This window comes from uncultured Salinisphaera sp. (assembly GCF_964012375.1).
Taxonomy (GTDB): domain Bacteria; phylum Pseudomonadota; class Gammaproteobacteria; order Nevskiales; family Salinisphaeraceae; genus Salinisphaera.
This window is the reverse complement of sequence record NZ_CAXGSH010000066.1, coordinates 1-22,445: the sequence shown is the minus strand read 5'-3', so window position 1 is coordinate 22,445 and position 22,445 is coordinate 1. Positions and strand designations below refer to the sequence as shown.

19 protein-coding genes are annotated in these 22,445 nt (G+C 65.7%); 10 read left to right on the top strand and 9 right to left on the bottom strand.

Translation table 11 applies throughout. The features are described 5' to 3' along the window. The 7 genes from ABNU97_RS12100 to ABNU97_RS12070 form a co-directional block, all read right to left on the bottom strand. Positions 1–1,808 (bottom strand): transglutaminaseTgpA domain-containing protein (locus ABNU97_RS12100; RefSeq protein WP_348766957.1); only part of this gene is annotated, 1,808 nt, incomplete at its 3' end. Continuing rightward, positions 1,805–2,761 carry a DUF58 domain-containing protein gene (locus ABNU97_RS12095; protein ID WP_348766956.1) on the bottom strand — a complete coding sequence of 319 codons (957 nt, stop codon included), beginning with the start codon at positions 2,759–2,761 and terminating at the stop codon, positions 1,805–1,807. The genes ABNU97_RS12100 and ABNU97_RS12095, both read right to left, overlap by 4 nt. Positions 2,762–2,817: 56 nt before the next feature. Beyond that, the gene (locus ABNU97_RS12090; RefSeq protein ID WP_348766955.1) at positions 2,818–3,780 is read right to left on the bottom strand and encodes an AAA family ATPase; all 963 of its coding nucleotides are present in this window, start codon (positions 3,778–3,780) and stop codon (positions 2,818–2,820) included. Positions 3,781–4,210: 430 nt separating this feature from the next. Next, the gene (locus tag ABNU97_RS12085) at positions 4,211–4,711 is read right to left on the bottom strand and encodes an FxsA family protein (protein WP_348766954.1); all 501 of its coding nucleotides are present in this window, start codon (positions 4,709–4,711) and stop codon (positions 4,211–4,213) included. A gap of 20 nt (positions 4,712–4,731) precedes the next feature. Next, a complete protein-coding gene (locus ABNU97_RS12080; protein ID WP_348766953.1) occupies positions 4,732–7,683 on the bottom strand; it encodes a valine--tRNA ligase in 2,952 nt (983 codons plus the stop codon). Between the two features lie 55 nt (positions 7,684–7,738). Further along, positions 7,739–8,173, bottom strand: coding sequence for a DNA polymerase III subunit chi (locus ABNU97_RS12075; protein WP_348766952.1), 435 nt, complete (start codon positions 8,171–8,173; stop codon positions 7,739–7,741). Between the two features lie 170 nt (positions 8,174–8,343). Beyond that, positions 8,344–9,855, bottom strand: a complete 1,512-nt coding sequence (locus tag ABNU97_RS12070; RefSeq protein WP_348766951.1) for a leucyl aminopeptidase — start codon at positions 9,853–9,855, stop codon at positions 8,344–8,346. Positions 9,856–10,059: 204 nt separating this feature from the next. Between ABNU97_RS12070 and lptF the strand changes: the two genes are divergently transcribed. After that, positions 10,060–11,166, top strand: a complete 1,107-nt coding sequence (gene lptF, locus ABNU97_RS12065; RefSeq protein WP_348766950.1) for an LPS export ABC transporter permease LptF — start codon at positions 10,060–10,062, stop codon at positions 11,164–11,166. After that, positions 11,163–12,227 (top strand): LPS export ABC transporter permease LptG, encoded by a 1,065-nt coding sequence (gene lptG, locus ABNU97_RS12060; protein WP_348766949.1) that lies wholly within the window; start codon positions 11,163–11,165, stop codon positions 12,225–12,227. The genes lptF and lptG overlap by 4 nt, the downstream gene beginning before the upstream one ends. 235 nt (positions 12,228–12,462) lie before the next feature. On the opposite strand, the gene ABNU97_RS12055 is transcribed toward lptG, so the two are convergent. Then, entirely contained in the window at positions 12,463–12,888 is a 426-nt protein-coding gene (locus ABNU97_RS12055) for an RDD family protein (RefSeq protein WP_348766948.1), read from the bottom strand. Further along, positions 12,888–14,381, bottom strand: a complete 1,494-nt coding sequence (locus ABNU97_RS12050; protein WP_348766947.1) for an amidase family protein — start codon at positions 14,379–14,381, stop codon at positions 12,888–12,890. Before ABNU97_RS12050 ends, ABNU97_RS12055 begins: the two co-directional genes overlap by 1 nt. 96 nt (positions 14,382–14,477) lie before the next feature. Here ABNU97_RS12050 and pcnB point away from each other — a divergent pair, with 96 nt between their 5' ends. The 8 genes from pcnB to ABNU97_RS12010 all read left to right on the top strand — a co-directional run bounded on the left by pcnB (position 14,478) and on the right by ABNU97_RS12010 (position 22,434). Beyond that, a complete protein-coding gene (pcnB, locus tag ABNU97_RS12045) occupies positions 14,478–15,851 on the top strand; it encodes a polynucleotide adenylyltransferase PcnB (RefSeq protein ID WP_348766946.1) in 1,374 nt (457 codons plus the stop codon). Positions 15,852–15,888: 37 nt separating this feature from the next. Beyond that, positions 15,889–16,386: a 2-amino-4-hydroxy-6-hydroxymethyldihydropteridine diphosphokinase gene (gene folK, locus ABNU97_RS12040; RefSeq protein ID WP_348766945.1), complete on the top strand. Its 498-nt coding sequence runs from the start codon at positions 15,889–15,891 to the stop codon at positions 16,384–16,386. Then, on the top strand, positions 16,383–17,024 hold the full coding sequence (locus ABNU97_RS12035; protein ID WP_348766944.1) for a deoxynucleoside kinase: 642 nt from the start codon (positions 16,383–16,385) through the stop codon (positions 17,022–17,024). Before folK ends, ABNU97_RS12035 begins: the two co-directional genes overlap by 4 nt. A gap of 51 nt (positions 17,025–17,075) precedes the next feature. Beyond that, positions 17,076–17,909, top strand: a complete 834-nt coding sequence (panB, locus tag ABNU97_RS12030) for a 3-methyl-2-oxobutanoate hydroxymethyltransferase (RefSeq protein ID WP_293627084.1) — start codon at positions 17,076–17,078, stop codon at positions 17,907–17,909. A 12-nt stretch (positions 17,910–17,921) separates the two neighbouring features. Continuing rightward, positions 17,922–18,770: a pantoate--beta-alanine ligase gene (gene panC, locus ABNU97_RS12025; protein ID WP_348766943.1), complete on the top strand. Its 849-nt coding sequence runs from the start codon at positions 17,922–17,924 to the stop codon at positions 18,768–18,770. 66 nt (positions 18,771–18,836) lie between these two features. Beyond that, positions 18,837–19,217: an aspartate 1-decarboxylase gene (panD, locus tag ABNU97_RS12020; protein WP_293627088.1), complete on the top strand. Its 381-nt coding sequence runs from the start codon at positions 18,837–18,839 to the stop codon at positions 19,215–19,217. A gap of 32 nt (positions 19,218–19,249) precedes the next feature. Next, positions 19,250–20,872: a glucose-6-phosphate isomerase gene (gene pgi / locus ABNU97_RS12015; protein WP_348766942.1), complete on the top strand. Its 1,623-nt coding sequence runs from the start codon at positions 19,250–19,252 to the stop codon at positions 20,870–20,872. Between the two features lie 56 nt (positions 20,873–20,928). After that, on the top strand, positions 20,929–22,434 hold the full coding sequence (locus tag ABNU97_RS12010) for an NAD(P)H-hydrate dehydratase (protein ID WP_348766941.1): 1,506 nt from the start codon (positions 20,929–20,931) through the stop codon (positions 22,432–22,434). The last annotated feature ends 11 nt before the right edge of the window (positions 22,435–22,445 follow it).

The window sequence follows — 22,445 nt, the reverse complement described above, 5'->3', positions numbered from 1 at the left end:
GGGTAGCCGATACGCCTGAGCCGGGCACAGACAGCGCGCCAGGCCGCAACCACGGCATCCGTATCTGTAACACGCCGCCCGCGCCAGGCGATACCGACCGACACCAGCGCCAGCAGTGCGACCACGCCGGCGGTCAACGCCAGCAGCGGCTTGCCCCAGCCGCCGCCCAGGCCGAGCAGATCCAGCATGCGCTGCTGCAGCTGCGGGCCATAGGCCAGAAACCAGCGGTTCCAGCCGGCATTGATGCCGTCCCAGAGCATTTGTACGCGATACCAGGCATCGCCGCTGGCGCGGGCCATGTAAGGCAGCGACGCGCGATCGTCGATGGAAGCCGCCACGCCTGCTTCGATACGCCCCGGTGCGACCGCAGCGGTAGGGTCGACCCGAACCCAGCCGCGCCCGGCCAGCCAGACTTCGGCCCAGGCATGCGCATCGGAATTGCGTACCAGCCAGTAATCGCCGACCGTCGCTCTTTCGGCGCCCTGATAGCCGGTAACCACCCGGGCCGGCACGCCGGCGGCGCGCATCAGAAAGGTGAACGCGCCGGCGTAGTGTTCGCAAAAGCCGGCCAGGGTCTCGAACAGGAAATCGTCCACGCTGGCCTCGTCGCGGGTGGCCGGCGGGCTGAGCGTATAGCGATAGGGCTGTTGGCGAAAACGCCGTAATGCTGCGTCGACGATCTCGGCCGGCTCGCGGTAGCGTGCATGCCAGCGCCTGGCCAACTCGCGTGCCCGCGGGTTGCCTTCGACCGGCAACAGCAGCGCACGGCGACGCGAGCGCGCATCCAGCTCGCGATCGAGCACGCCGCCGACGATGGATGTCGCGCGATAGCGCATGCGCTCGTTGACGTCGTCCTTCGCGGTAAGCGTTGCCCCGGCGTCGAGCCGGCTTGCCGTGTCGGCTGCCAGCGGTACATCGAGGGCGATCAGCCAGTCGTGGCGGGTCGGCTCCAGGGTTATATCCACGGCCTGGCGGCTACCGCTGCCGGGCGCGAGCCGGGCCGGGGGCAGGCGCCGGTCGGCATCGTTGCGCGACCAGGTACGCCCGTCGAAGTCCCAGAGCACCGGCCCGCGCCAGTAGCGCTGTGCCGGCGGCACGGGCCCGTCGACAAACCGAACGCGCAGGGCCACCCCGCCATCCAGCGCAAGATTGGTCAGGCTGCCCGGCGACATGCTCTCGGACAGGCCGGTACGGGCCTGGGCGCCGGCATCCGAGGGCAGGCCCCAGATAGGCCCCGGAATACGCGGAAACAACACGAACAACAGCACCGCGACGGGCAGCGCCTGGGCCAGCAGCTTTGCGCTTTCGCCCAGGGTCGAACGCGGCGTGCCGGCACTGGCCACGTCGACGAAAGCGGCGACCAGCACCCAGCTGCCGACCACCAGATACAGGGCCATCGCCAGGCTCTGCGAAAACAGAAACTGGGTCGCCAGCAGAAAACAGGTCAACGACAGAAACACCATCGCATCGCGATGGGTTCGGATCTCGCAAAGCTTGAGGGCGAGTAGCAGCACCAGCAGCGACACGCCGGCTTCCTGGCCGTTCACCCGTCCGAAGCCGGCGAACACGGCACCGAAGGCGGCCGCGGCAAGCACGAACCGTAGCCAGCGACCGGGCAGCGGCCATTCGCGCAGAGCGCCCACGAACTGCCAGGCCATGATCGGCACGGCCAGCGCGAGTACCCAGATCGGCAGATGCAGGGCGTGTGGAATTGCCACCAGGCTCAAGCAGACCACCAGCCGCAGCCGCTGGCCGGCATCCGGTGCGTTGGAGAACTCGGCTGCGGCCGTGGTGGCTGACCGGCTCATGCCAGGGCCAGCGCGCGCAGGCAGGCCAGCCGATGGGCCGGGCCTTGATCGGGGCCGAGCCGCTGTGCGTTCACCTGCAGGCCATAGGCAATGCCGCTGCGTTCGGCGACCACCACCCAGCGGGCAAGCTGGGATAGCCGCCCCTCGCGATCGGTCGTGCCGAGACGGTCTTCATCGAGCCAAACGGCTTCACTCTGGCGGTCGGCGTATTCGCGCATGCGCAGATCGTCGCTGCGTGCGCTGGCCTTCCAGTCGATATGACGCGGTGAATCGCCGGGCACGTAGTCGCGATGGCCCAGGAACTCGTCCGTGCCCCTGCGGGCCAACTGTCGAGTCGAGCGGGTGTCGCCCGCGCCGCGCGGCAGCCGGTCATGGCCGGCGCAGCGCGGATAGACCAGCACCTGGGTATTCGGCTGCAGCCAGGTCCAGGCCCGGAACAGCCCGACCGGATAGATGCTTTCGATACGCAGGCGCGGACAGGGGCAGCGCCCGCGTGCGTCGGTGACCTGTTCGATCGTCACCATCCGGCTTTCGCCGGGGCCGATATCGAGCTGGCCGGTCGCGCCGCGACCGTCGGCGCTGACCCGCAGCGCGCGGCGGCGGCGCCCGCCGGTGGCATCGAGGCTGAGCTCGAATGCCAGCGTATCGCCGGCGAACACCGGTGCGGCATGGATAGCCTGCAGACGCAGGCCCACCAGATTGGCATGGGCATGGTGCATGGACACCAGGGCCACGGCGGCCAGCCAGAACGTCAGCGCAAAGGCGAGGCTGTTGCTGTAGTTGGTCGCGCCCAGCAGCATGACCAGCAGCAGCACGGCGAACACCACGCCGTTGCGCGTGGGCAGGATATACACCCGCCGTCGCGACACCCGCAGCGGCAGGCCGCGCGGTGGATTGCGTCGCTCTATGAAGCGCGTGCGTAGCGTGCGCGCATGACGGCGAAGCGCGGCCATGTTCAGATCTTGCCGCGCCAGGTCCAAGCCCAAAAGTCTGCGACGCCCGTCACGCGCTAGATGACCCCGACCTGCTCGCGCATCAGCGTGGAGGCACGGCCTTCTGCGGCATCGCTGCGGGTCAGGCGATGATCGACCACCGCGGGCAATACCGCCTGAATATCTTCCGGCATGACGTAATCGCGGGCGTCCTGCAGCGCCCAGGCCTGGGCGGCACGCCGCAGTGCGAGCCCCGCGCGCGGCGACAGGCCCTGTTCGAACACCCCGCGGCGTCGGCTGAACTCGATCAGCTCGAGCAGATAATCGAGAACCGCGTCGCGGGTATGCACCGCACGGACCGCGGCCTGCCAGACGCCGAGCTGGGTGGCATCGGCCACGGGCGCGATCGCGGCGGTGCTGTCGCGTTCGCCGGCCAGCAGACGGCGTTCGGCGGTGCGCGGCGGGTAGCCCACTTCGATACGCATCAGGAAACGGTCGAGCTGGCTGTCGGGCAGCGCGAACGTACCGCTCTGGTCGAGCGGGTTCTGGGTGGCGATGACGTTGAACGGCTGCGGCAAGGCCCGGGTACGCCCTTCGATGGTGACCTGGCGTTCGGCCATGGCCTCGAGCAGCGCGCTTTGCGTACGCGGACTGGCACGGTTGATTTCGTCGGCCAGCACGAGCTGGGCAAAGATCGGCCCGGCGTTGAAGGTGAAGGCCGCCTCGCCGCGGTCGTAGACCGAGACACCCAGAATATCGCTGGGCATCAGATCGCTGGTGAACTGGATACGCGCAAAGCGCAACCCCAGCGCGTCGGCCAGGCCGTGGGCGAGGGTGGTCTTGCCCACCCCCGGCACGTCTTCGATGAGCAGATGGCCGTCGGCCAGCAGGCAGGCCAGGGCCAGGCGAATACGATCGTCCTTGCCAAATACCCGGGTGGCGACCGCGCTGCGCACGTCGGCGAGCCGGCGGGCGATATCGGCGCTCTGGAGCGGAGCGGGCGCAGGTTGGGCGGCGTCGGCTGGTGCAGTCGGCGGCATGGGCGAACAGAGCTCGAAAAGGCGCAATAAAATTTAGACTACCGAATAAGCGCGCATCGCGACACGATTGCCAGGCGCCGCGGCGTTCTTCAATCGGTTACGCGCGCGGTCGAGGCTGCGATGCGGGCGGTGCCGGGAAATCCAATCAACAGACTGTCCGCAAATGAACGCTAAGAACGCTAACAGGGCAGAAGCTCAGTAGAGGCGCGGACATGCGTCGGGCGCTGCACGGCTTGTACTGCTCAATGGCGCTTCTCGGCCGGCTCCGTCGACTGTTCGTGCCTCGAACCCGCTACTGCGCGAAAGCCCAACCGCATCTGCGCGAATCTGCGAAAAGTCTTGTCGCGCGAGAACGAAGCCACGCGGCACGCGAGGCCAGAGCTAGATCGACTGCCAAGACTTGTGGGCCTGCGCGTTTCGCAGCGCAGGCTCAGTCGCGGCCGTCGTTTTCGTCGTTGCGCGTATCGGTGCTCTTGCGTTCGTAGTCGCCTTCAATCACCGACTGCGGCGTACGCGACGACGTGCCGCTGCCGCGCCCGGCATAGCGCTCGTTCGCGCCTGCGCCGGCCGGGGTCATGATCACCACCCGGGAGACCAGGCGTCGTGCGATCTGCTGGCGCAGGCCGGGCACGAGCAGCACGAAACCCAGGGCATCGGAGATGAAGCCGGGCGTGAGCAGCATGAAGCCCGCCAGCAGCAGGGCGGCTCCGTCGAGCATGGGTAGGGCCGGCATTTCGCCGCGTGCCTGCGATTCGCGAATACGCGCGAGCACGGTCAGGCCCTGGCGACGTACCAGCTGGCTGCCGATTACGGCCGTGAGGATCACCAGCGCGATGGTCGGGAAGAAGCCGATCACGCCGCCAATCTTGATGAGCAGGAACAGCTCGATGATGGGCAGCGCTATAAACAGGATCAGAAGTCGCAAGGCCATGGAATATCTCCGTTAGGCGGCTAGAGTGCCGCGATGCGCGCGCGTTGTTCCGCCAGCTCGCTGGCCTCGCGTTCGACGCTGGCCTGCTGTTCGCGGGCCTTGGCCACGACATCGGCCGGTGCCTTGGCCACGAACGATTCGCTGGCCAGACGGCCACGAATGCCGGCGAGGTCTTTTTCCAGCTTGGCGAGCCGCTTGTCCAGACGGGCCAGTTCCGCCTCCTTGTCGATCAGACCGGCGAGCGGTACGCGAAGTTGCATGTCGCCGACCAGTGCGGTGGCGGAATCGGGCGCGTCTTCGACCGTGATTTCGTCGATCGACTCCACGCGGGCGAGAAAATCGATTGCCGCGCGATGGTCGGACAGACGCTGGCGATCGCTGTCGCTGGCATTGGCGACCATCACCGGCATGGGCTGGCTGGGCGCGATATCCATTTCCCCGCGAATGGTGCGCAGGCCGGCGATCACGTCGCGCAGCCAGTCGATTTCGGCTTCGGCGACGGCGTCGATACGGGCGTCGTCGGCACGCGGGAATGGCTGTACGGAAATGCTCTCGCCGTTGCTGGCCAGCGCTTGGCCACGGGCCAGCGGAGCCACGCGCTGCCAGATCTCTTCGGTGATGAACGGCATCAGCGGATGCGCCAGACGCAGCGTGGCTTCCAGTGTACGCAGCAGGGTACGGCGCGTGCCGGCCTTGGCCGCATCGCTGGCATCGCCGGACAGAACCGGCTTGATCAGCTCGAGATACCAGTCACAGAAGTAGTGCCAGATGAAATCGTGGATCGCCTTGGCGGCGAGATCGAAACGATACTGGTCGAACTGGGTCGCGACTTCGCGCTCGACGCGCTGCAGGCGCGATACGATCCAACGGTCGGCCTGGGAGAGTTCCACGGCGTCGTCGGCCGCCGGCGTGTAGTCCTCCGGAATCTGCATCAGCGTGAAGCGCGCGGCGTTCCAGAGCTTGTTGCAGAAGTTGCGATAGCCCTCGACACGGCCCAGATCGAAACGGATATCGCGGCCGGGCGAGGCCAGGGCAGCAAAGGTAAAGCGCAGTGCGTCCGTGCCGTGGGCAGCGATGCCGTCGGGGAAGGCCTTGCGGGTGGCTTTTTCGATGGCGCGGGCTTTCTGCGGCTGCATCATGTTCGCGGTGCGCTTGGTCACCAGCGATTCCAGATCGATGCCGTCGATCAGATCGATCGGGTCGAGCACGTTGCCCTTGGACTTGGACATCTTGGCGCCGTCCGAGTCGCGCACGAGCCCGTGCACATAGACTTCGCGAAACGGCACGTCGTCCATGAATTCCAGGCCCATCATGATCATCCGGGCGACCCAGAAGAAGATGATATCGAAGCCGGTCACCAGCACGGAGGTCGGGTAGAACGTCTCCAGTGCCTTCGTCTTCTCGGGCCAGCCGAGGGTAGAGAACGGCCACAGACCGGAGGAGAACCAGGTATCGAGCACGTCCTCGTCCTGGGTCAGCGTCACCTCGGAGCCCAGACCGTGCTTTTCGCGCACCTCGGCTTCGGATTTGCCGACATAGATATGGCCGTCGGCGTCATACCAGGCCGGGATGCGGTGTCCCCACCAAAGCTGACGCGAGATGCACCAGTCCTGGATATTGCGCATCCATTCGTAGTAGGTCTTGTCCCAGTTGGACGGCACGAACTTGATGCGCCCGGTTTCAACGGCTTCGATCGCTGGCTTGGCCAGCGTCTTGGCGTCCACGAACCACTGGTTGGTGAGCATCGGCTCGATCACGTCGCCGGAGCGATCGCCGTAGGGCTGCATGATGGCCTTGTCCTCGACCGCGATCATCAGGCCTTCGCTGTCGATGGCCTCGACGATCTGGCGGCGCGCTTCATAGCGATCGAGCCCGCGATAGTCGTCCGGCACCAGGTTGATCGCATCCACGTCCACCGCGTTCGGCGTCTCGCCGCGGACCACGATCTCGGCCGCGCGGGCGGCCGCCTGCTCGTAGGCTTCGCCGTCGACGCGCAGCGCCGCCTTGCTGTCCATCAACCGATACATCGGGATGGCGTTGCGCTTTGCGACTTCATAGTCGTTGAAGTCGTGTGCGCCGGTGATCTTGACCGCGCCGGAGCCGAAGTCCGGGTCCGGATATTCGTCGGTAATGATCGGAATCAGACGCCGCTGGGCCTTCGGGCCGACCGGAATCTCGCAGCGCAGGCCGACGATGGGCGCATAGCGCGAATCGTCCGGGTGCACGGCGATTGCGCCGTCGCCGAGCATGGTTTCCGGGCGGGTGGTGGCGATCGAAATATAGTCGCGGGTTTCGCGGAAGGTTTCGTTGCCGTCCTCGTCCGTCTCCACGTATTCGTAGGTGGCGCCGTTTTCGAGCGGATACTTGAAGTGCCACATATGCCCGGCGACTTCGGCGTTCTCCACTTCGAGATCGGACACGGCCGTGTCCAGAACCGGGTCCCAGTTCACCAGCCGCTGACCGCGATAGATCAGGCCTTTGTCGTAGAGCGCGACAAAGGTATCGCGCACCGCCTCGGACAGCCCGTCGTCCATGGTGAAGCGTTCGCGCGACCAGTCCACCGAGGTGCCCAGCCGGCGCATCTGGCGGGTGATATGCCCGCCGGATTCGGCTTTCCAGTCCCAGATACGGTCGGTAAAGGCCGCGCGGCCCAGCGCATGGCGCGATTCGCCCTGAGCCTCGACCTTGCGTTCGACCAGCATCTGCGTGGCAATACCGGCATGGTCGGTGCCCGGCTGCCAGAGCGTGGGATCGCCGAGCATGCGGTGATAGCGGGTCAGCGCATCCATGAGCGTGTGCTGGAAGGCATGGCCCATATGCAGGCTGCCGGTGACGTTCGGCGGCGGGAGCATGATGCAGTAGGGGTCGCCCGGGGCATCGTAATCGGGCGCGAAATAGCCGCGCTCTTCCCAGACGGGGTACCAGCGTGCCTCGATGGTATGGGGGTCGAAGGTCTTGTCCAGCTCTGCCATCCCAAAAGCCTTTAGCCCGCTATCCGGGCCGGTCGTTCGTTAGTTTAAAAAATCGCTAGCCCGCGGCGATCTTGTGCGTGGTCAGGGCGTAGCCGCGATCCTTGTAGAAACGATACCGCGTGCGCGCGCTATCGACATCGGTCGGCGCCACGATTTCGTTGTGGCGGGCAAAGCGCGAGAAGAAACGGCCGACGTCGCCGCCGAGATTGATCAGCATATCGTCGAAGCCCGGTGGCGGCTCGCCGCAGCCGATGACCACCGGCGTCAGATCGTCGTCGGCTTCCAGCGCGGCCATTTTCGCATGCGGCACGAAGCTGCCCTGGCGAAAGACCCAGAGCAGGGCGTCGAGCGTGTCGGCAGCGGCCTCGTCGGCGACATGCAGATACACCCGGTGCCCGTTTTCGTGTGCCTTTTCGGTCAGGCGGCAGGCAAAACGTGCACTGGCATCCTCTGCCTCGTCTTCCAGAATATAGAAGAAGACCTCGGTCACTGAACAACCTCTGCTGGCGTCAACCCGGCATCGCGCGGCCGGCCCTGCCCCGCAACGCGGGGACAGGCCGGTTTACGGCGGCCCGGGCGCGCATGGCTGCCGTTCGTGTGCAGACACACGCAGCCGTCAGCCGCCTTGCACCCGGGCTCGTCGTGGGCGAGGCGCCGCGATCAGGCGTTGCCCGCGTTGGCACGCTCGATGAGATATTGCACAAGCAGGCCCACCGGGCGGCCGGTCGCACCTTTCTCCTTGCCCGATTTCCAGGCCACGCCCGCAATGTCGAGATGCGCCCAGCGCAGCTTGCGCGCAAAGCGGTGCAGAAAGCTCGCGGCGGTGATGGAGCCGGCCTGCTTGCCGCCCACGTTGGCCATGTCGGCAAAGTTGGAATCCAGCTGCGACTGGTAGTCCTCCCATAGCGGCATCGGCCAGGCGCGATCGCCGACCAGTTCGCCGGCATCGCGCAGACTGCGCCGCAGCGGGCTGTTGTTGGACCACAGGCCGGCAGCGTGGGCGCCCAGAGCGATCACACAGGCGCCGGTAAGGGTGGCCATATCCACCACGGCGTCCGGCTGGTAGTTGCGCTCGACGTACGTCAGCGCGTCGGCCAGTGCCAGACGGCCTTCGGCGTCGGTGTTGAGAATCTCGATGGTCTGGCCGGACATGCTGGTGAGGATGTCGCCGGGCTTGTAGGCATTGCCATCGGGCAGGTTTTCTGTGGCCGGAACCACGCCCACCACATTGATCGGCAGGCCCAGTTCGGCCGCGGCCTGAACCGCGCCGAATACGCTCGCCGCACCGCCCATGTCGTATTTCATCTCGTCCATGGCGGCGCCGGGCTTGAGGCTGATGCCGCCGGCATCGAACGTCACGCCCTTGCCCACCAGCACGATCGGCTTGCTGTTCTTGGGCCCGGCCATGTATTCCATGACGATGAGCTTGGCCGGCTGGCGCGAACCGCGAGATACGCCCAGCAGCGCGCCCATGCCCAGCGATTCCATATCGGATTCTTCGAGCACGTTGGTTTTGATCGTGCTCTGCGCGTCGGCCAGAGCCACGGCCTGTTCGGCCAGATAGGTCGGCGTACAGATATTGCCCGGCATGTTGCCGAGATCCTTGGCGAACTTGACGCCGTTGGCGGTCGCCACGCCTTCGTCGACGCCGCGTTCGGCGGCCGGCAGATCCGAGCGTCGCGGCACCTGGAAGACGATGCGCGCCAGCTTGCGGCTGTGTTTTTCGTAATCCGGGCCGCGGCAGGCTTCAAAGCGATAGAACACGTCTTCGAAGGTGAGCAGGGCCTGTTTGACCTGCCAGCCAAAATCGTCGCGGCCCTTGACGTTGAGTTCGGTCAGGTAGATCGCGGCATCGACGCCGCCCATCGTATCGAGCTCCTTGGCCGCGGCCTCGCAGGCCTGGCGGTAGACGCGGGCATTGAAGTCGCGTTCCTTGCCGCAGCCGACCAACAGGATACGATCGCAGAACAGATCGTCCAGGCCGTGCAGCAACGTGGTCTGGCCGAGCTTGCCGTCCATGTCGCCACGACGCATCACGGATGCGATCAATCCGCCGCTGGCCTCGTCGAGGGCCTCGGCTTGCGTTGAAGGCTTGCGGCGATCGAAGATACCGACGACCACGCAGCCGACACGCTGCTTTTCCGGGCTGCCACTTTTGACGAGATATTCCATGCACTACTCCTGCAAAGCTGTTGACTCAGGCTGCGCAAAGCGTCTGCGGCGCATGCTCTTTACAGGCATGTGCGACCGCCGCGCTCTATCGCTCGGTAATCGGATGGCCGCGCAGTTTACAGAAAGCGGCGAAAATATCATCCCCACGCGAGTGACGACCTCTAATACTAAACTATTCGGCGTGTCGAGCTGTTCCAGTTTGTCATGATAGGCATTATCTTTCGTTATTTGTTCGCCGAGGTCGGCCGTACGTGGCTGGTGGTAGCCGGCGTGCTGGTATTTCTGACCCTCGGCCTGGGTTTTGCTCGCTTTATCGCCGACGCCGCCGCGGGCGAATTGCCCGTGAACACGGTGCTAGAGCTGGCCGTTTTCAAACTCGTCGAAAATCTCGAAATCGTTTTGCCGGTGTCGATGTTGCTCGGCGTGTTGCTGACCTTCGGGCGGCTTTGTCGGGACAACGAATTGGCCGCGCTGTTCGCGGGCGGGGCCGGTTTGAGCACGGTTTATAAGCCGTTCGTAGCGCTCGCGCTTGCTGTGGCCACTTTCTCGGGCGTGATGTCGGTTATTGCCGCGCCGCATGCCGAGCGCGCGCTGGCGCGGGTAGGGGCCGAAGGCGCGACCACCGTTCTCCAGACGCTCGAGCCGGGGCGTTTTCGAACCTTTCTCGACGGCGACGCGGTGTTCTACGCTGAAAGCCGGGACGCAGACGACAACCTGCGCGACGTATTCATTCGCGTCGTGCGCGAATCCAGCCAGGGCACGCCTACGCAGACCATCGTCACCGCCGATCGCGCGCGTCAGCAGGTCGACGATGACAGCGGTGCGATCACCCTGATCCTGGATAACGGCTGGCGCTACGAAGGCAATCCCGGCGAGGCAAACTATCGGGTAATCCAGTTCGCCGAACACGGCGTGCAACTGTCGCCGCCGACCGGCAGCGCGAGCGACAAAGTAGCGACTCGATCGACGCTATCGCTGATCGAAAGCGATGACCCGGAAGCGGCTGCGGAATGGCAGAAGCGCCTTTCCGTACCGCTGTCGGTGCTCATTCTCACGCTGATCGCGATGCCGCTGGGCCGGGTGCCGCCGCGGGCCGGACGCTATGGCCGTGTGATTGCCGGCGTGCTGGTCTATGTAATTTATATCAATGCCGTGCATCTGGCCGCGGTCGCGATCGAGGATCGCACCATACCCGCGGTGATCGGCGTCTGGTGGGTGCATTTGATCGCGCTGGCGGTAGCCCTGGCCATGCTTGCGCGCGAGCAGGGCGTTTTCGCTCGGCGTCGTGCCGCGAGGGGAGCAAGCGCATGAAGCTGATCGACCGCTATATCAGCCGCACCATCCTGGTTGCGACCGCTGTGGTTGCCATCGTGGTAAGCGCGCTGGTGGCGCTGTCCACGTTCATCGGCGAGGCCGACAATATCGGCGAGGGCAATTTCGGGATCGTTCAGGTTATCGTCTATACGTTGCTCAAGATGCCCGGCCATCTATACTTGGTCATGCCGGTAGTGGCGCTGCTGGGATCGCTGTTGGCACTGGGCGCGCTGGCGGCCGGCAGCGAGCTGATCGTGGTGCGGGCATCGGGCGTATCCATGCGTCGGCTGGCGGTATCGGTATCGATTGCCGGCATCGTGCTCGCCCTGTTGTCGCTGACCGTCGGCGAGTACGCCGGGCCGGGCGGGGCGCGGGCAGCCGATGCCCTGCGCGAGCAGGCCCGGCACGGACGTGCCGTCGATACGATCAGCGACGGTCTGTGGCTGCGTCAGGGCAATATCGTGGTGCGTATCGATGCCACCCTGCCGGGCGGCGGCATCGACGGCATCGACGTGTTTCGCATGAGCGGCGACGGACGTCTCGAGCAGGCTCTGTCGGCGCCCAGCGCAACGCTGCGTGATGGCCACCTGGTGCTCGATAAGCCGCGATTCACCACCCTGCAAGAAGACTCGGCCGAAATCGGCAATCCCGAGACGCTGGATATCGATATCGATATCGACGCCGACGTGCTCGACCTGGCCGTCATCGAGCCCAGCGAGCTGTCCAGTACCGGCCTCTGGCGCTATATCGACTATCTCGATCGCAATCAGATCAATGCCGAAGATTATCGCCTTGCCTTGTGGCGCAATATCGTCAACCCGATCACGGTGTGGGTGCTGGTGGTATTCGCTTTGCCGTTCGCTTTCGGTTCGCTGCGCAGCGCGAGCGCCGGCCAGCGGCTGTTTCTTGGCGGTCTGGTGGGGCTGATCTTCTTTCTGGTCAACGAAATCGTGGCGGCCACTGGTCCCGTCTACGGCGTCGCGCCGTGGCTTGCGGCCAGTCTGCCCACGGCCCTGCTGGCGGTGGGCACGTTCATATGGATGCGAAGGCTGGATTAGGCGGGATTAACCGGGTGCCCAGCCGCGCCCGGCGTGTGCCGTCGCCGCCGAAAACGCTCTGGCGTTTGTCGTCCTGGCACGGCGTCTGTGAGGCGAACCGGCTTAGCGGGCGGTGTTTCGCGCGCTTGATCGGCGTCAGTGCTCGCAGCCGTGCACTGAGCACGCTGCGCTTTCAATTGCGTGCCAATCCGCGCAATGCACACGGCGCGACCATCACCGGTTGCGCCACGCTTTTCTAGCGCTCCTTGGGCCGTACGACGAGTTCGGTGCGGCTGACGATGTCCTGCAGGCTTCGTCGCTGCGAATCCACCAGGCACCAGAGCATGCCGACGATGGAGAGCCAGGACACCCACGCGCTCAGGTAGCGCAGTATGGCCTGGTGCCACTGTACCGGGCCGCCGTCATGGTTGCGCAGCTGCATGCGCCAGGCCTTCATGCCCAGCGTCTGGCCGCCGTGCATCCAGAACCAGGAAAAGAACAGATAGGGCACGAACAGGAAATACAGCCGTACCCATGGATTGTGGCCGTCCACGGCATGGCCGTGATTGAAAGGCAGCAGTGCCAGCCCGGCGAGCAGCAGCAGCCCGACCAGCAGGAACAGATCGTATACGCCGGCCGCGATACGGCGAACGAGACCGGCAGGATAGGCCGACAGTGCCATCAGCGGTTGTCGATGGTGGGCAGACGCTGGAACCACGGGGCGGCTTCTTCGAGCTGGGCACCCAGGCGCAGCAGCAGTGCCTCGCTCGATGGCGCGCCAACGAACTGGCTGCCCATCGGCAGACCGTCCGGGGTCATATGTAGCGGTACCGACATCGCCGGTACGCCGGTGAGGTTGGCCAGCTGGGTAAACGGCACGTGCTTGAGGTTGTCGCGCGCGATCTGGTCGACGATCCCGGAGCGGATCAGCACGCGACCGCTGGGCAGGCTCAGTAGCGGTCGCAGTGCGATCTGCTGCCAGCGCGGCGTGGCCGATTCGCCAATACGCGAAGGCGGGTTCGCTAGCGTGGGGGTGAGCAGCAGATCGTATTCGGCATGAAATTCGGCCAGGGCATGGCGATAACCGCGCCAGCGCTCGAAGGCGGTCACGTATTCGGTGGCCGAGAACGCCCGGCCGACATGCGCCATGGCACGGGTATCGAGTTCGAACTCATCGGCCGCCGCGCCCGTACGCGCGCGCACCGCGTCGACCTGCATGGCCATCTGTACGAACCACATCGACAGGAAATCGCGCCCCAGCTGCAGGCCGTCGATGGCGGGGGCGGCACGCTCCACGCCGTGACCGAGCGATTCGAGCAGTCGGGTCGTCGTATCGAGGGCGGCGTGCGCCTGCTCGTGCAACGGAATACCGAGCGGCGAGGTATCGAGCACGCCGATTCGCAGCTTCGGCGGGGGCGTGTCCAGGCCGGCCAGATAGCCGGACTCGGGCTCGGTCAGGCGTACGATCGCACCCTGTTCATAGCCGGCGACGGCATCCAGCATGGCCGCGCTGTCGCGCACCGAACGGGTGACGACATGATCAACCGCCGCGCCGTGCATGAGGTCGCTGCGAGCGGGGCCGCCGGGTACACGGGCACGCCCGGGCTTGAGTCCGAACAGCCCGCAACAGGCGGCCGGGATACGAATCGAGCCGCCGCCGTCGTTCGCGCCGGCCATGGGAACGACGCCGGCGGCAACTGCAGCCGCCGAGCCGCCCGAAGAGCCGCCCGGTGTGTGGCTGGTGTTCCAGGGATTGCGGGTGGCGCCGAACGCCTGCGGCTCGGTCACGCCCTTGCTGCCGAACTCCGGGGTGTTGGTCTTGCCGAAAATATTCACGCCGCTGGCGATGAACCGACGCGTGATCTCGGCGTGCGCCTGTGGCGTGTCGCCTGTGCGTTTGAGCGCGGCGTTGCCGTTGCTGCTGGGCACGCCCGCATAATCCTGGAACAGATCCTTGATCAAGAACGGCACGCCCGCGAATGCGCCGTCGACCTGCTCGGCGGCGCGGGCGTCGGCGATCGTGTCCATGCGACGAATGACCGCGTTCAGCGACGGGTTTACCTCGTCGAGTCGACCGCGCGCAAGCGCGAGAAGTTCCGACGGCTGAATCTGGCGTTCGGCCACCAGACGGGCAAGGCCCAGGGCGTCGTGCCGGACGTATTCGCTGTATTCCATGGCAACCCCGCTGTTGCTTGACAGACCCCGTTCGCAGGCGAGCTTAACAGCCGTGGAGCAGCCGGGCGCTCAACCGTTGTAAACTAGGGGCCGTCGATGTTTCGTCCGCGCGAAAATTCGACCGGCCCTCGGGGCAAAAATCAATTCCAGTCTTTCAATCGGGGCGACACCATCAACGAGTTACGCGTTATCGAAGCGCACGAGCACGGCATCGCGCGTGAACAGATCAGTCGGGCCGCGCTCGACACGCTCGAAGGTTTGCATGCTGCGGGGTTTCGTGCCTGCCTGGTTGGCGGCGCGGTACGCGACCTGCTACTGGGCGTACCGCCCAAGGACTTCGACGTCGCCACCGACGCCGAGCCGGAGCAGGTGGTCGAGGTCTTTGGCCGCAAGGCCCGCCTCATCGGGCGTCGTTTTCGTATTGCCCACGTACGATTCGGCCGTGAAATCGTCGAGGTGTCGACGTTTCGTGCCGACCCCGGCACCGCCGAGCCGGACGCCGATACCCGCGAGCTCGACGACGCCGGGCGCGTGCTGCGCGACAACGTGTTTGGCTCGATCGCCGAAGACGCGCGCCGACGCGACTTCGCGATCAACGGCCTGTACTACGATATTGCCGACGACTGCGTACACGACTATGTGGGCGGCATGGACGACGTGGCCGCCTGCCGGCTGCGGCTGATCGGTGACCCTGCCGTGCGCTACCGCGAAGACCCGGTACGCATGATCCGGGCGGTGCGTATCGCCGCCAAGCTGGGCCTGACCATCGACGAGCCGGCACGCCCGCCGCGCGAGCTGGTGGGGCTGCTGGCCGATGTGCCGGCCGCGCGCATGTTCGACGAAGTGCTCAAGCTGCTCATGAACCCGGCCGGGGGGCGCGTATTCCGTATGCTGCGCCAATACGGCCTGTTCGCGCCGATGTTCGCGCAGACGTCGGCGGTGTTGGATTCGCCCTCGGGGGCAGCCAGCGAAGCGCTTATCGAGCAGGCGATCACCAATACGGCCGCGCGAATCGAAGCCGGCAAGCCGGTCACGCCGGCCTTTTTGTTCGCCGCTTTGCTGTGGCCCGCGGTACGCGAGCATGCGGCCATGCTCGAGCGCGATGGCATGGCCCCGGCACCCGCGCTTGCCAGCGCCCAGAGCGCGGTAGTGGGCGATCAGATCCAGCGGGTATCTATTCCGAAGCGGTTTTCGATTCCGATGCGCGAGATCTGGCACCTGCAGCCGCGCTTTCACCGGCGCCGCGGCAAGCAGCCCGCGCGGCTGATCGCGCATCCGCGTTTTCGGGCCGCCTACGATTTCTTGCTGCTGCGGGCTGCGGTCGGCGAAGTCGAGCATGAGCTGGCCGACTGGTGGACTCAGGCGCAGGACGATCCGTCCACGCCGGCGCCGGGCTCCGGCGCCGAGGCCCCCGGAAAAACCCGCAAGCGTCGGCGCGGTGGCCGTCGTCGTCGTAGTGAAACCGCCTGAGGCAGGTCGCCAAAGGCAGGTGAATTCCGGTCGGGCCATGGCGTCGGCCCACGTCGCCTGGATCGGCCTCGGCAGCAATCTGGAATCGCCGGCAGCACAGCTCGCCAGCGCGTTGGAGGCGCTGGCGCGCTGCGACGCTATTCGAGTTCTTGCCGCATCATCCTTTTATCGCACCGTGCCGGTGGGTGGCCCGCCCGGCCAGCCCATGTTCTGCAATGCCTGTGCCGCCGTGGCCACGCCGCTGTCCGCGCGGGCCCTCCTTGCGGTGATGCACGGCATCGAACGCGCCCACGGGCGCATACGCGATGTGCGCTGGGGGCCGCGAACCCTCGATCTCGATCTGCTCGCCGTCGATGCGCTGCGCTGCGACGAGCCGACGTTGCAGCTGCCGCATCCACGCGCCTTCGAGCGCGCGTTCGTGCTGGTGCCGCTGGCCGAGATCGCGCCGGCGCTCGTACTCGCCGGTTACGGGCGAGTCGCGGACCTGGCCGCCGCGATCGACCGCCAGGGCATCGAACGCTGGGACGGGGCATGAAGTCCGGCGCCTATATCGCCATAGAAGGGCCCATCGGCGTAGGCAAGAGCACGCTCGCCACACGGCTGGCCGCGACCCTCGGCGCGCGCGAGCTGCGCGAAGCGCCGGAAGACAACCCCTTTCTGGCGGCGTTCTACGATAACCCCACGGCGAACGCGCTGGCCGCGCAGCTGTCTTTTCTGCTCCAGCGCGCCCGCCAGATCGATACGCTGCGCCAGGTCGACCTGTTCGACGGCGGCTGTATTGCCGATTTCATGTTCGACAAGGATCCGCTGTTCGCGCGCCTGACGTTGTCCGGCCCTGAGCTCGCGCTCTATGAAGAGATCTATGCCCGCCTGTCCTGGGCCGCGCCGACGCCGGACTGCGTGATTTATCTCGATGCGCCGGTGGATGTGCTCATGGCCCGTATCGCCCGTCGCGATCGGCTGGCCGAGCGTCCGCTCGGCGCCGAGTATCTGGGCAGGGTGGTCGCGGCCTATCGCGACTTCTTTGGCCGCTATGACGACACTCGACTTATTCGCGTCGATGCCTGCGCGCTCGACCTGGTAGCCAACGAGCACGACTATCGCGCGGTCGTCGATGCGCTGGCCGGCCAAGCGCGTCATGTCGTGCTCGATCGGCCGGCCGGGCGTGTCTGAACCAATCCGGGCTCGACCCATGTCAACACGTCTTTGGTATAGTCCCGCGCCATGAAGACCAGCCCCTATCCGCATCTGCAAAAGCGTGACGCCCAGCCGGTCACGGTTTCCGATTTGTCGCGCATGAAGGCCGAAGGCGAGAAGATCGCCTGCCTGACCGCCTACGACGCCAGTTTCGCCGCGCTGGAAGACCGCGCCGGCGTGGACGTGGTGCTGGTGGGCGACTCGTTGGGCATGGTGGTCCAGGGTAATTCCACCACCGTGCCGGTCACCGTCGACGATATGGTTTATCACAGCCGTATCACGGCAGCGGGGCTGTCGCGGGCGTTCTTGATGACCGATCTGCCGTTTTTGTCCTATGGCACCAAGCACGACGCGCTGGAAACCTCGCGCCGGCTGATGGGCGAGGGCATGGCCCAGATGGTCAAGTTCGAAGGCGGCGAGATTCAGGCCGACACCATCGAGCATCTGTCGATGCGCGGCGTGCCGGTGTGCGCGCATATCGGCCTGCAGCCGCAGCTGGTGCACAAGATGGGCGGCTTCAAGGTTCAGGGCCGCGGCGATGCCGCCGAAACCATGATTCGCGACGCCAAGCTGCTCGAGGAATCGGGCGCCGACGTGATCCTGCTGGAATGCGTGCCGTCGTCACTGGGCGCGGAAATCACCGCCAACGCCAAGGTGCCGGTCATCGGTATCGGCGCCGGTCCGGATACCGACGGCCAGATTCTGGTCATATACGACATCCTGGGCCTGTCGCCGGGGCGCAAGCCGCGGTTCGTGAAGAACTATATGGACAGCGCGGATACGCTGGATGCGGCGGTCACCGACTATGTGGCCGAAGTGAAGAACGGCCGCTATCCGGGCGCCGAACACGCCTTTTCCTGATACGCGGTCGACATGCAACGACTCGACACGGCGCAACAGCTGCGCGCATGGCGCGCCGAGGCCAGCGGGAACGTGGGCCTCGTACCCACCATGGGCAACCTGCACGCAGGTCATCTGGCCCTGGTGGCCGCGGCCCGCGCGCGTTGCGAACGCGTGGTGGTGAGCATTTTCGTCAACCCGCTGCAGTTCGGCCCGAACGAGGATCTCGACAGCTATCCGCGTACGCTCGATGCCGACCTGCAGGCGCTAGAGCAGGCCGGCGCAGACGCGGTCTTCGCTCCGGCGGTGGAGCAGATGTACCCGCACGGCGGCACGACAGCGACCACGGTTCGGGTTGAAGGCATTACCGACATGCTCTGTGGCAGCCGTCGGCCCGGGCATTTCGAAGGGGTGGCCACGGTGGTCACCAAACTGTTGAACCTGGTGGACCCGGACGAGGCGTTTTTCGGCGAGAAGGATTTTCAGCAGCTGGCGGTCATTCGTCGGTTGGTGGCGGATCTGTGCATGCAGGTCGATATCGTCGGCGTGCCGACGGTGCGCGAAGCCGATGGGCTGGCGCTGTCGTCGCGCAATCAGTACCTGCAGGCCGACGAGCGCGAGCGCGCACCGGCATTGGCCGCCGCGCTCGCCGATTGCAGGGCGCGTCTGAGCGAAGGCGAGCGGGACTTCGTCGCGCTGGAGGCCCGGGGGCGCGCCATGATCGACGCCGCCGGCCTTAAAACCGATTATTTCGAAATACGTTCGCCTGAACTCACCGCACCGCGTGCCGATATGAAGGCATTCCGCGTGCTGGCTGCGGCCTTTCTTGGCCGTGCCCGCCTGATCGACAACATGGCGGTCGAGCCCGCGCCCGGACAGTAGTCGAGCGCACTTTTTTTCGTTACGCTTTAGTCATATTCTTCCCGTTTCGGATCTCAGGAGACAGTCATGCAAGTGACGCTTCTCAAAGCAAAACTTCATCGTGCCTGCACGACGCACGCCGAGCTTGATTATGAAGGCTCCTGCGCGATCGATTCCGACCTGCTCGATGCAGCCGGGATTTTTCCGTATGAACAGATCGAGATCTACAACGTCACCAACGGTGAGCGTTTCTCGACCTATGCGATCAGCGCGGAATCCGGCTCGCGGGTAATTTCGGTCAACGGTGCGGCCGCGCACAAGGCCTCGCCGGGCGATCGACTGATCATCTGTGCCTATGCACGCATGCCGGAAGGCGAAGCGCGGGCACACAAGCCGCGCCTGATCTATCTCGACGAGAGCAATCAGGTTACGCACACGCGCAACGCGATCCCGGTACAGGCGGCGTAAGCCGGACGGACCCGCCGGGGTCGACAGCGCAGGTGGACGATATTCGCGATCTGCCGGCCTGGCGCGAGCTGGGTCGACTCGCTGCACAGCTTCGGTCTACGCGGGTGGACGCGATGTTCGATCGCGATCCACGCCGGGCAGAGCGCTTTACGCTGTCTGCAGCCGGCATCGCGCTCGACTTCTCCAAGCAGCGCGTGGATTGTTCGGTTATGGCGGCGCTGGGCCAGCTTGCCCAGAGTCGCGGGTTCTATCCGCTTCGAGACGCCCTGTTCAGCGGCGAGCCGATCAATACCAGCGAAGAGCGGGCCGCCTGGCATATCGCATTGCGTCGCCCGGCCGACGCGCCTTTGCACGACGAGGTGCATGCGGTACGCGAGGACATGGCGGCGTTCGTCGACGATCTGCGCAGCGGTCGTTGGACAGGGCATACGGGCGAGCCGATTCGCGATATCGTCAATATCGGCATTGGCGGGTCCGATCTCGGCCCGCGCATGGTCTACGAGGCATTGGCGGTGCCGGGGCAGCGTATTCGCTGTCATTTCGTCGCCAACGTCGACCCGGCCGATCTGGACGACACGCTGGCCGAACTGGAGGCCGAACGCACGCTGTTCATCGTTACCTCCAAATCCTTTACCACGGCAGAGACACTGGCCAACGCGCGTGTGGCCCGACAGTGGCTGCTCGACAAGGGCGCCGACGAAGCCGATATCGCCCGGCATTTCGTAGCCGTGTCCACCAACGCCGAAGCCGTGCAGGCGTTCGGTATCGATCGCATGTTCGGCTTCTGGGACTGGGTCGGCGGTCGGTTTTCGCTGTGGTCGGCGGTAGGGTTGTCGATCGCGGTGGGGCTGGGCACGGCGGCATTCGAGGCGCTGCTGGCCGGCGCCCACGCCATGGACACGCATTTTCGCGAAGCGCCGCTGGACGAGAATCTGCCGGCCGCGCTCGGGATGATCGGGGTCTGGAACAACAACTTTCTGGGTCTGCCGAGCCATATCGTCGTGCCTTATGCGCAGCGACTGGCTGCGTTGCCGGCTTATCTGCAGCAGCTTGAGATGGAAAGTAACGGCAAGTCGGTCACGCGCGCGGGCGTACCGGCCGTTGTGAACACGGTGCCGGCGGTCTGGGGCAGCGTGGGTACCAATGCCCAGCACGCTTTCTTCCAGATGCTGCATCAGGGCGAACTGGCGGCCGACATCGATTTCGTACTGCCGCTGTCGCCGTCCGCCGATGCGCACGACCCACGCGAACGCCAGCGCGTGGCTAACTGCCTGGCCCAGGCCGAAGCACTGATGTGCGGTCGCGACCCGGATGCGTTGGTCGACGAACTCACCCAGCAGGGTCTACAGGGGGCCGCGCTCGAACGGCGTCTAGCCGCCCGTCGCTTCGATGGCAACCGCCCCAGCTCCATGATTGTCATGGACCGGCTCGATGCCCATCACCTGGGCGCGCTGCTGGCCGCCTATGAACACAAGGTGTTCGTGCAAGGGCTCATCTGGGGTATCAACAGCTTCGATCAGTGGGGCGTGGAGCTGGGCAAGACCATGGCTGAGCGGCTTGTCGACGAACTCGACGGCCACGGCAAGATGGGTCAGCACGACGCCTCGACCCAGGCACTGCTTGCACGCGTGCGCCGCAGCTGGGATCGGGACTGACCCGATCCGGGCGGCCACTGTCGTCGGCAGCACGGTCGTAGCGCTAGAATGCACGCATGACCGAATCCAGCGAATATCTTCCCGAAGTCGTCTATAACGCAGAGCAGGTGGCCGCGCTCGATCGCCGATTCATCGAGACTTTCGACGTCGACGGTTTCGAACTCATGCAGCGTGCGGCGCGCGCGGCTTACGCGGAGCTGGCCCACATCTGGGCCATGCCGGGCACGATGGTCGTCTACTGCGGGCCGGGCAACAACGGCGCCGACGGATTGCTTGTGGCCGATCTGGCCCGACAGGGCGGTTGGGCGGTGCATGTTGTAAGCCTCGCCGGTACCGAAAAATACACCGGCGACGCGGCGAAAGCGCTGTCGCGCTACATGGAAAACGGCGGCACCGTCGAAGCCTTCGATAACCGCCCCGTGGAAGCCGACCTAGTAGTGGACGCGCTGCTCGGAACCGGCCTCAATCGCGATGTGGAAGGCGATTTCGCTGCCGCGATCGAGCGCATCAACCAAGCCGGCGACGCCGGTATCGGCGTGTTCGCGGTAGATATCGCCTCCGGTATCGATGCGAGCACGGGCCACGTATGGGCGCATGCAGTACGCGCGGATGCGACCGCCACGTTTATTGGGCTCAAGCTGGGCATGCTCACCGGCGAAGGTCCGGCGCACTGCGGCGATATTGCGTTCAGCGCATTGGATGCGCCGGATGCACTCTATGCCGACCAACCCTATACCGCGCGCCGACTGACCCACCGCCGGCTGCGCAAGGCGCTGCGCCCGCGTTCGCGCAACCAGCACAAGGGCGATAACGGCCATGTGCTCTGCGTGGGCGGCAATCGCGGCATGGGCGGCTCGATTCGCATGACGGCAGAAGCGGCGCTGCGTGCCGGCGCCGGGCTGGTGAGCGTGGTCTGTCATGGCGACCACGCGGGCGCGATGAGCCAGGCGCGCCCGGAGCTGATGTGTCTCGGCGTCGATGCGCAGGCGTCGATCGCCAGCTTGATCGACGCCTGCGATGTCATCGCGGTTGGCCCGGGCCTGGGCAGCGACGACTGGGCCGACAACCTCTGGCGACAGGTCATGGCGGCCGACAAGCCGCGGGTGGTCGATGCCGACGCGCTGAATCGCCTGGCGCGTGAGCCGCAGCAAAGCGACAACTGGATTCTTACTCCGCATCCGGGCGAGGCCGGGCGGCTGCTGGAGTGGCCGACGCCAGACGTGCTCGACCATCGCGTGGATGCGGTCCGGGGGCTGCGCTCGCGCTACGGCGGCGTGGCGGTACTCAAGGGGGCCGGTAGCCTGATTGCCACCCCGGAAGAACTCTGGCTTTGTACCGACGGCAATCCCGGCATGGCGGTTGGCGGCATGGGCGATCTGTTGACCGGCGTGATCGCGTCACTCGCCGGCCAGGGGCTGAATCTCGGTGCCGCGGCGAGCCTGGGCGTGTATGTGCATGCGCGAGCCGGGGATGCCGCCGCCGGTGAAGCCGGCCAGCGCGGTCTTGTGCCCAGCGATTTGTTTGCTGCCATACGCCGCTTCGTCAATCCCGGGCGTCCATGATCCGACTGGCC

Excerpts from the sequence above, each read along its gene's own strand:
- ABNU97_RS12095 (WP_348766956.1), bottom strand. The coding sequence starts at position 2,761 with ATGGCCGCGCTTCGCCGTCATGCGCGCACGCTACGCACGCGCTTCATA.
- ABNU97_RS12090 (WP_348766955.1), bottom strand. The coding sequence starts at position 3,780 with ATGCCGCCGACTGCACCAGCCGACGCCGCCCAACCTGCGCCCGCTCCG.
- ABNU97_RS12085 (WP_348766954.1), bottom strand. The coding sequence starts at position 4,711 with ATGGCCTTGCGACTTCTGATCCTGTTTATAGCGCTGCCCATCATCGAG.
- ABNU97_RS12080 (WP_348766953.1), bottom strand. The coding sequence starts at position 7,683 with ATGGCAGAGCTGGACAAGACCTTCGACCCCCATACCATCGAGGCACGC.
- ABNU97_RS12070 (WP_348766951.1), bottom strand. The coding sequence starts at position 9,855 with ATGGAATATCTCGTCAAAAGTGGCAGCCCGGAAAAGCAGCGTGTCGGC.
- lptF (WP_348766950.1), top strand. The coding sequence starts at position 10,060 with ATGATAGGCATTATCTTTCGTTATTTGTTCGCCGAGGTCGGCCGTACG.
- lptG (WP_348766949.1), top strand. The coding sequence starts at position 11,163 with ATGAAGCTGATCGACCGCTATATCAGCCGCACCATCCTGGTTGCGACC.
- ABNU97_RS12055 (WP_348766948.1), bottom strand. The coding sequence starts at position 12,888 with ATGGCACTGTCGGCCTATCCTGCCGGTCTCGTTCGCCGTATCGCGGCC.
- ABNU97_RS12050 (WP_348766947.1), bottom strand. The coding sequence starts at position 14,381 with ATGGAATACAGCGAATACGTCCGGCACGACGCCCTGGGCCTTGCCCGT.
- pcnB (WP_348766946.1), top strand. The coding sequence starts at position 14,478 with ATGTTTCGTCCGCGCGAAAATTCGACCGGCCCTCGGGGCAAAAATCAA.
- folK (WP_348766945.1), top strand. The coding sequence starts at position 15,889 with ATGGCGTCGGCCCACGTCGCCTGGATCGGCCTCGGCAGCAATCTGGAA.
- ABNU97_RS12035 (WP_348766944.1), top strand. The coding sequence starts at position 16,383 with ATGAAGTCCGGCGCCTATATCGCCATAGAAGGGCCCATCGGCGTAGGC.
- panB (WP_293627084.1), top strand. The coding sequence starts at position 17,076 with ATGAAGACCAGCCCCTATCCGCATCTGCAAAAGCGTGACGCCCAGCCG.
- panC (WP_348766943.1), top strand. The coding sequence starts at position 17,922 with ATGCAACGACTCGACACGGCGCAACAGCTGCGCGCATGGCGCGCCGAG.
- panD (WP_293627088.1), top strand. The coding sequence starts at position 18,837 with ATGCAAGTGACGCTTCTCAAAGCAAAACTTCATCGTGCCTGCACGACG.
- ABNU97_RS12010 (WP_348766941.1), top strand. The coding sequence starts at position 20,929 with ATGACCGAATCCAGCGAATATCTTCCCGAAGTCGTCTATAACGCAGAG.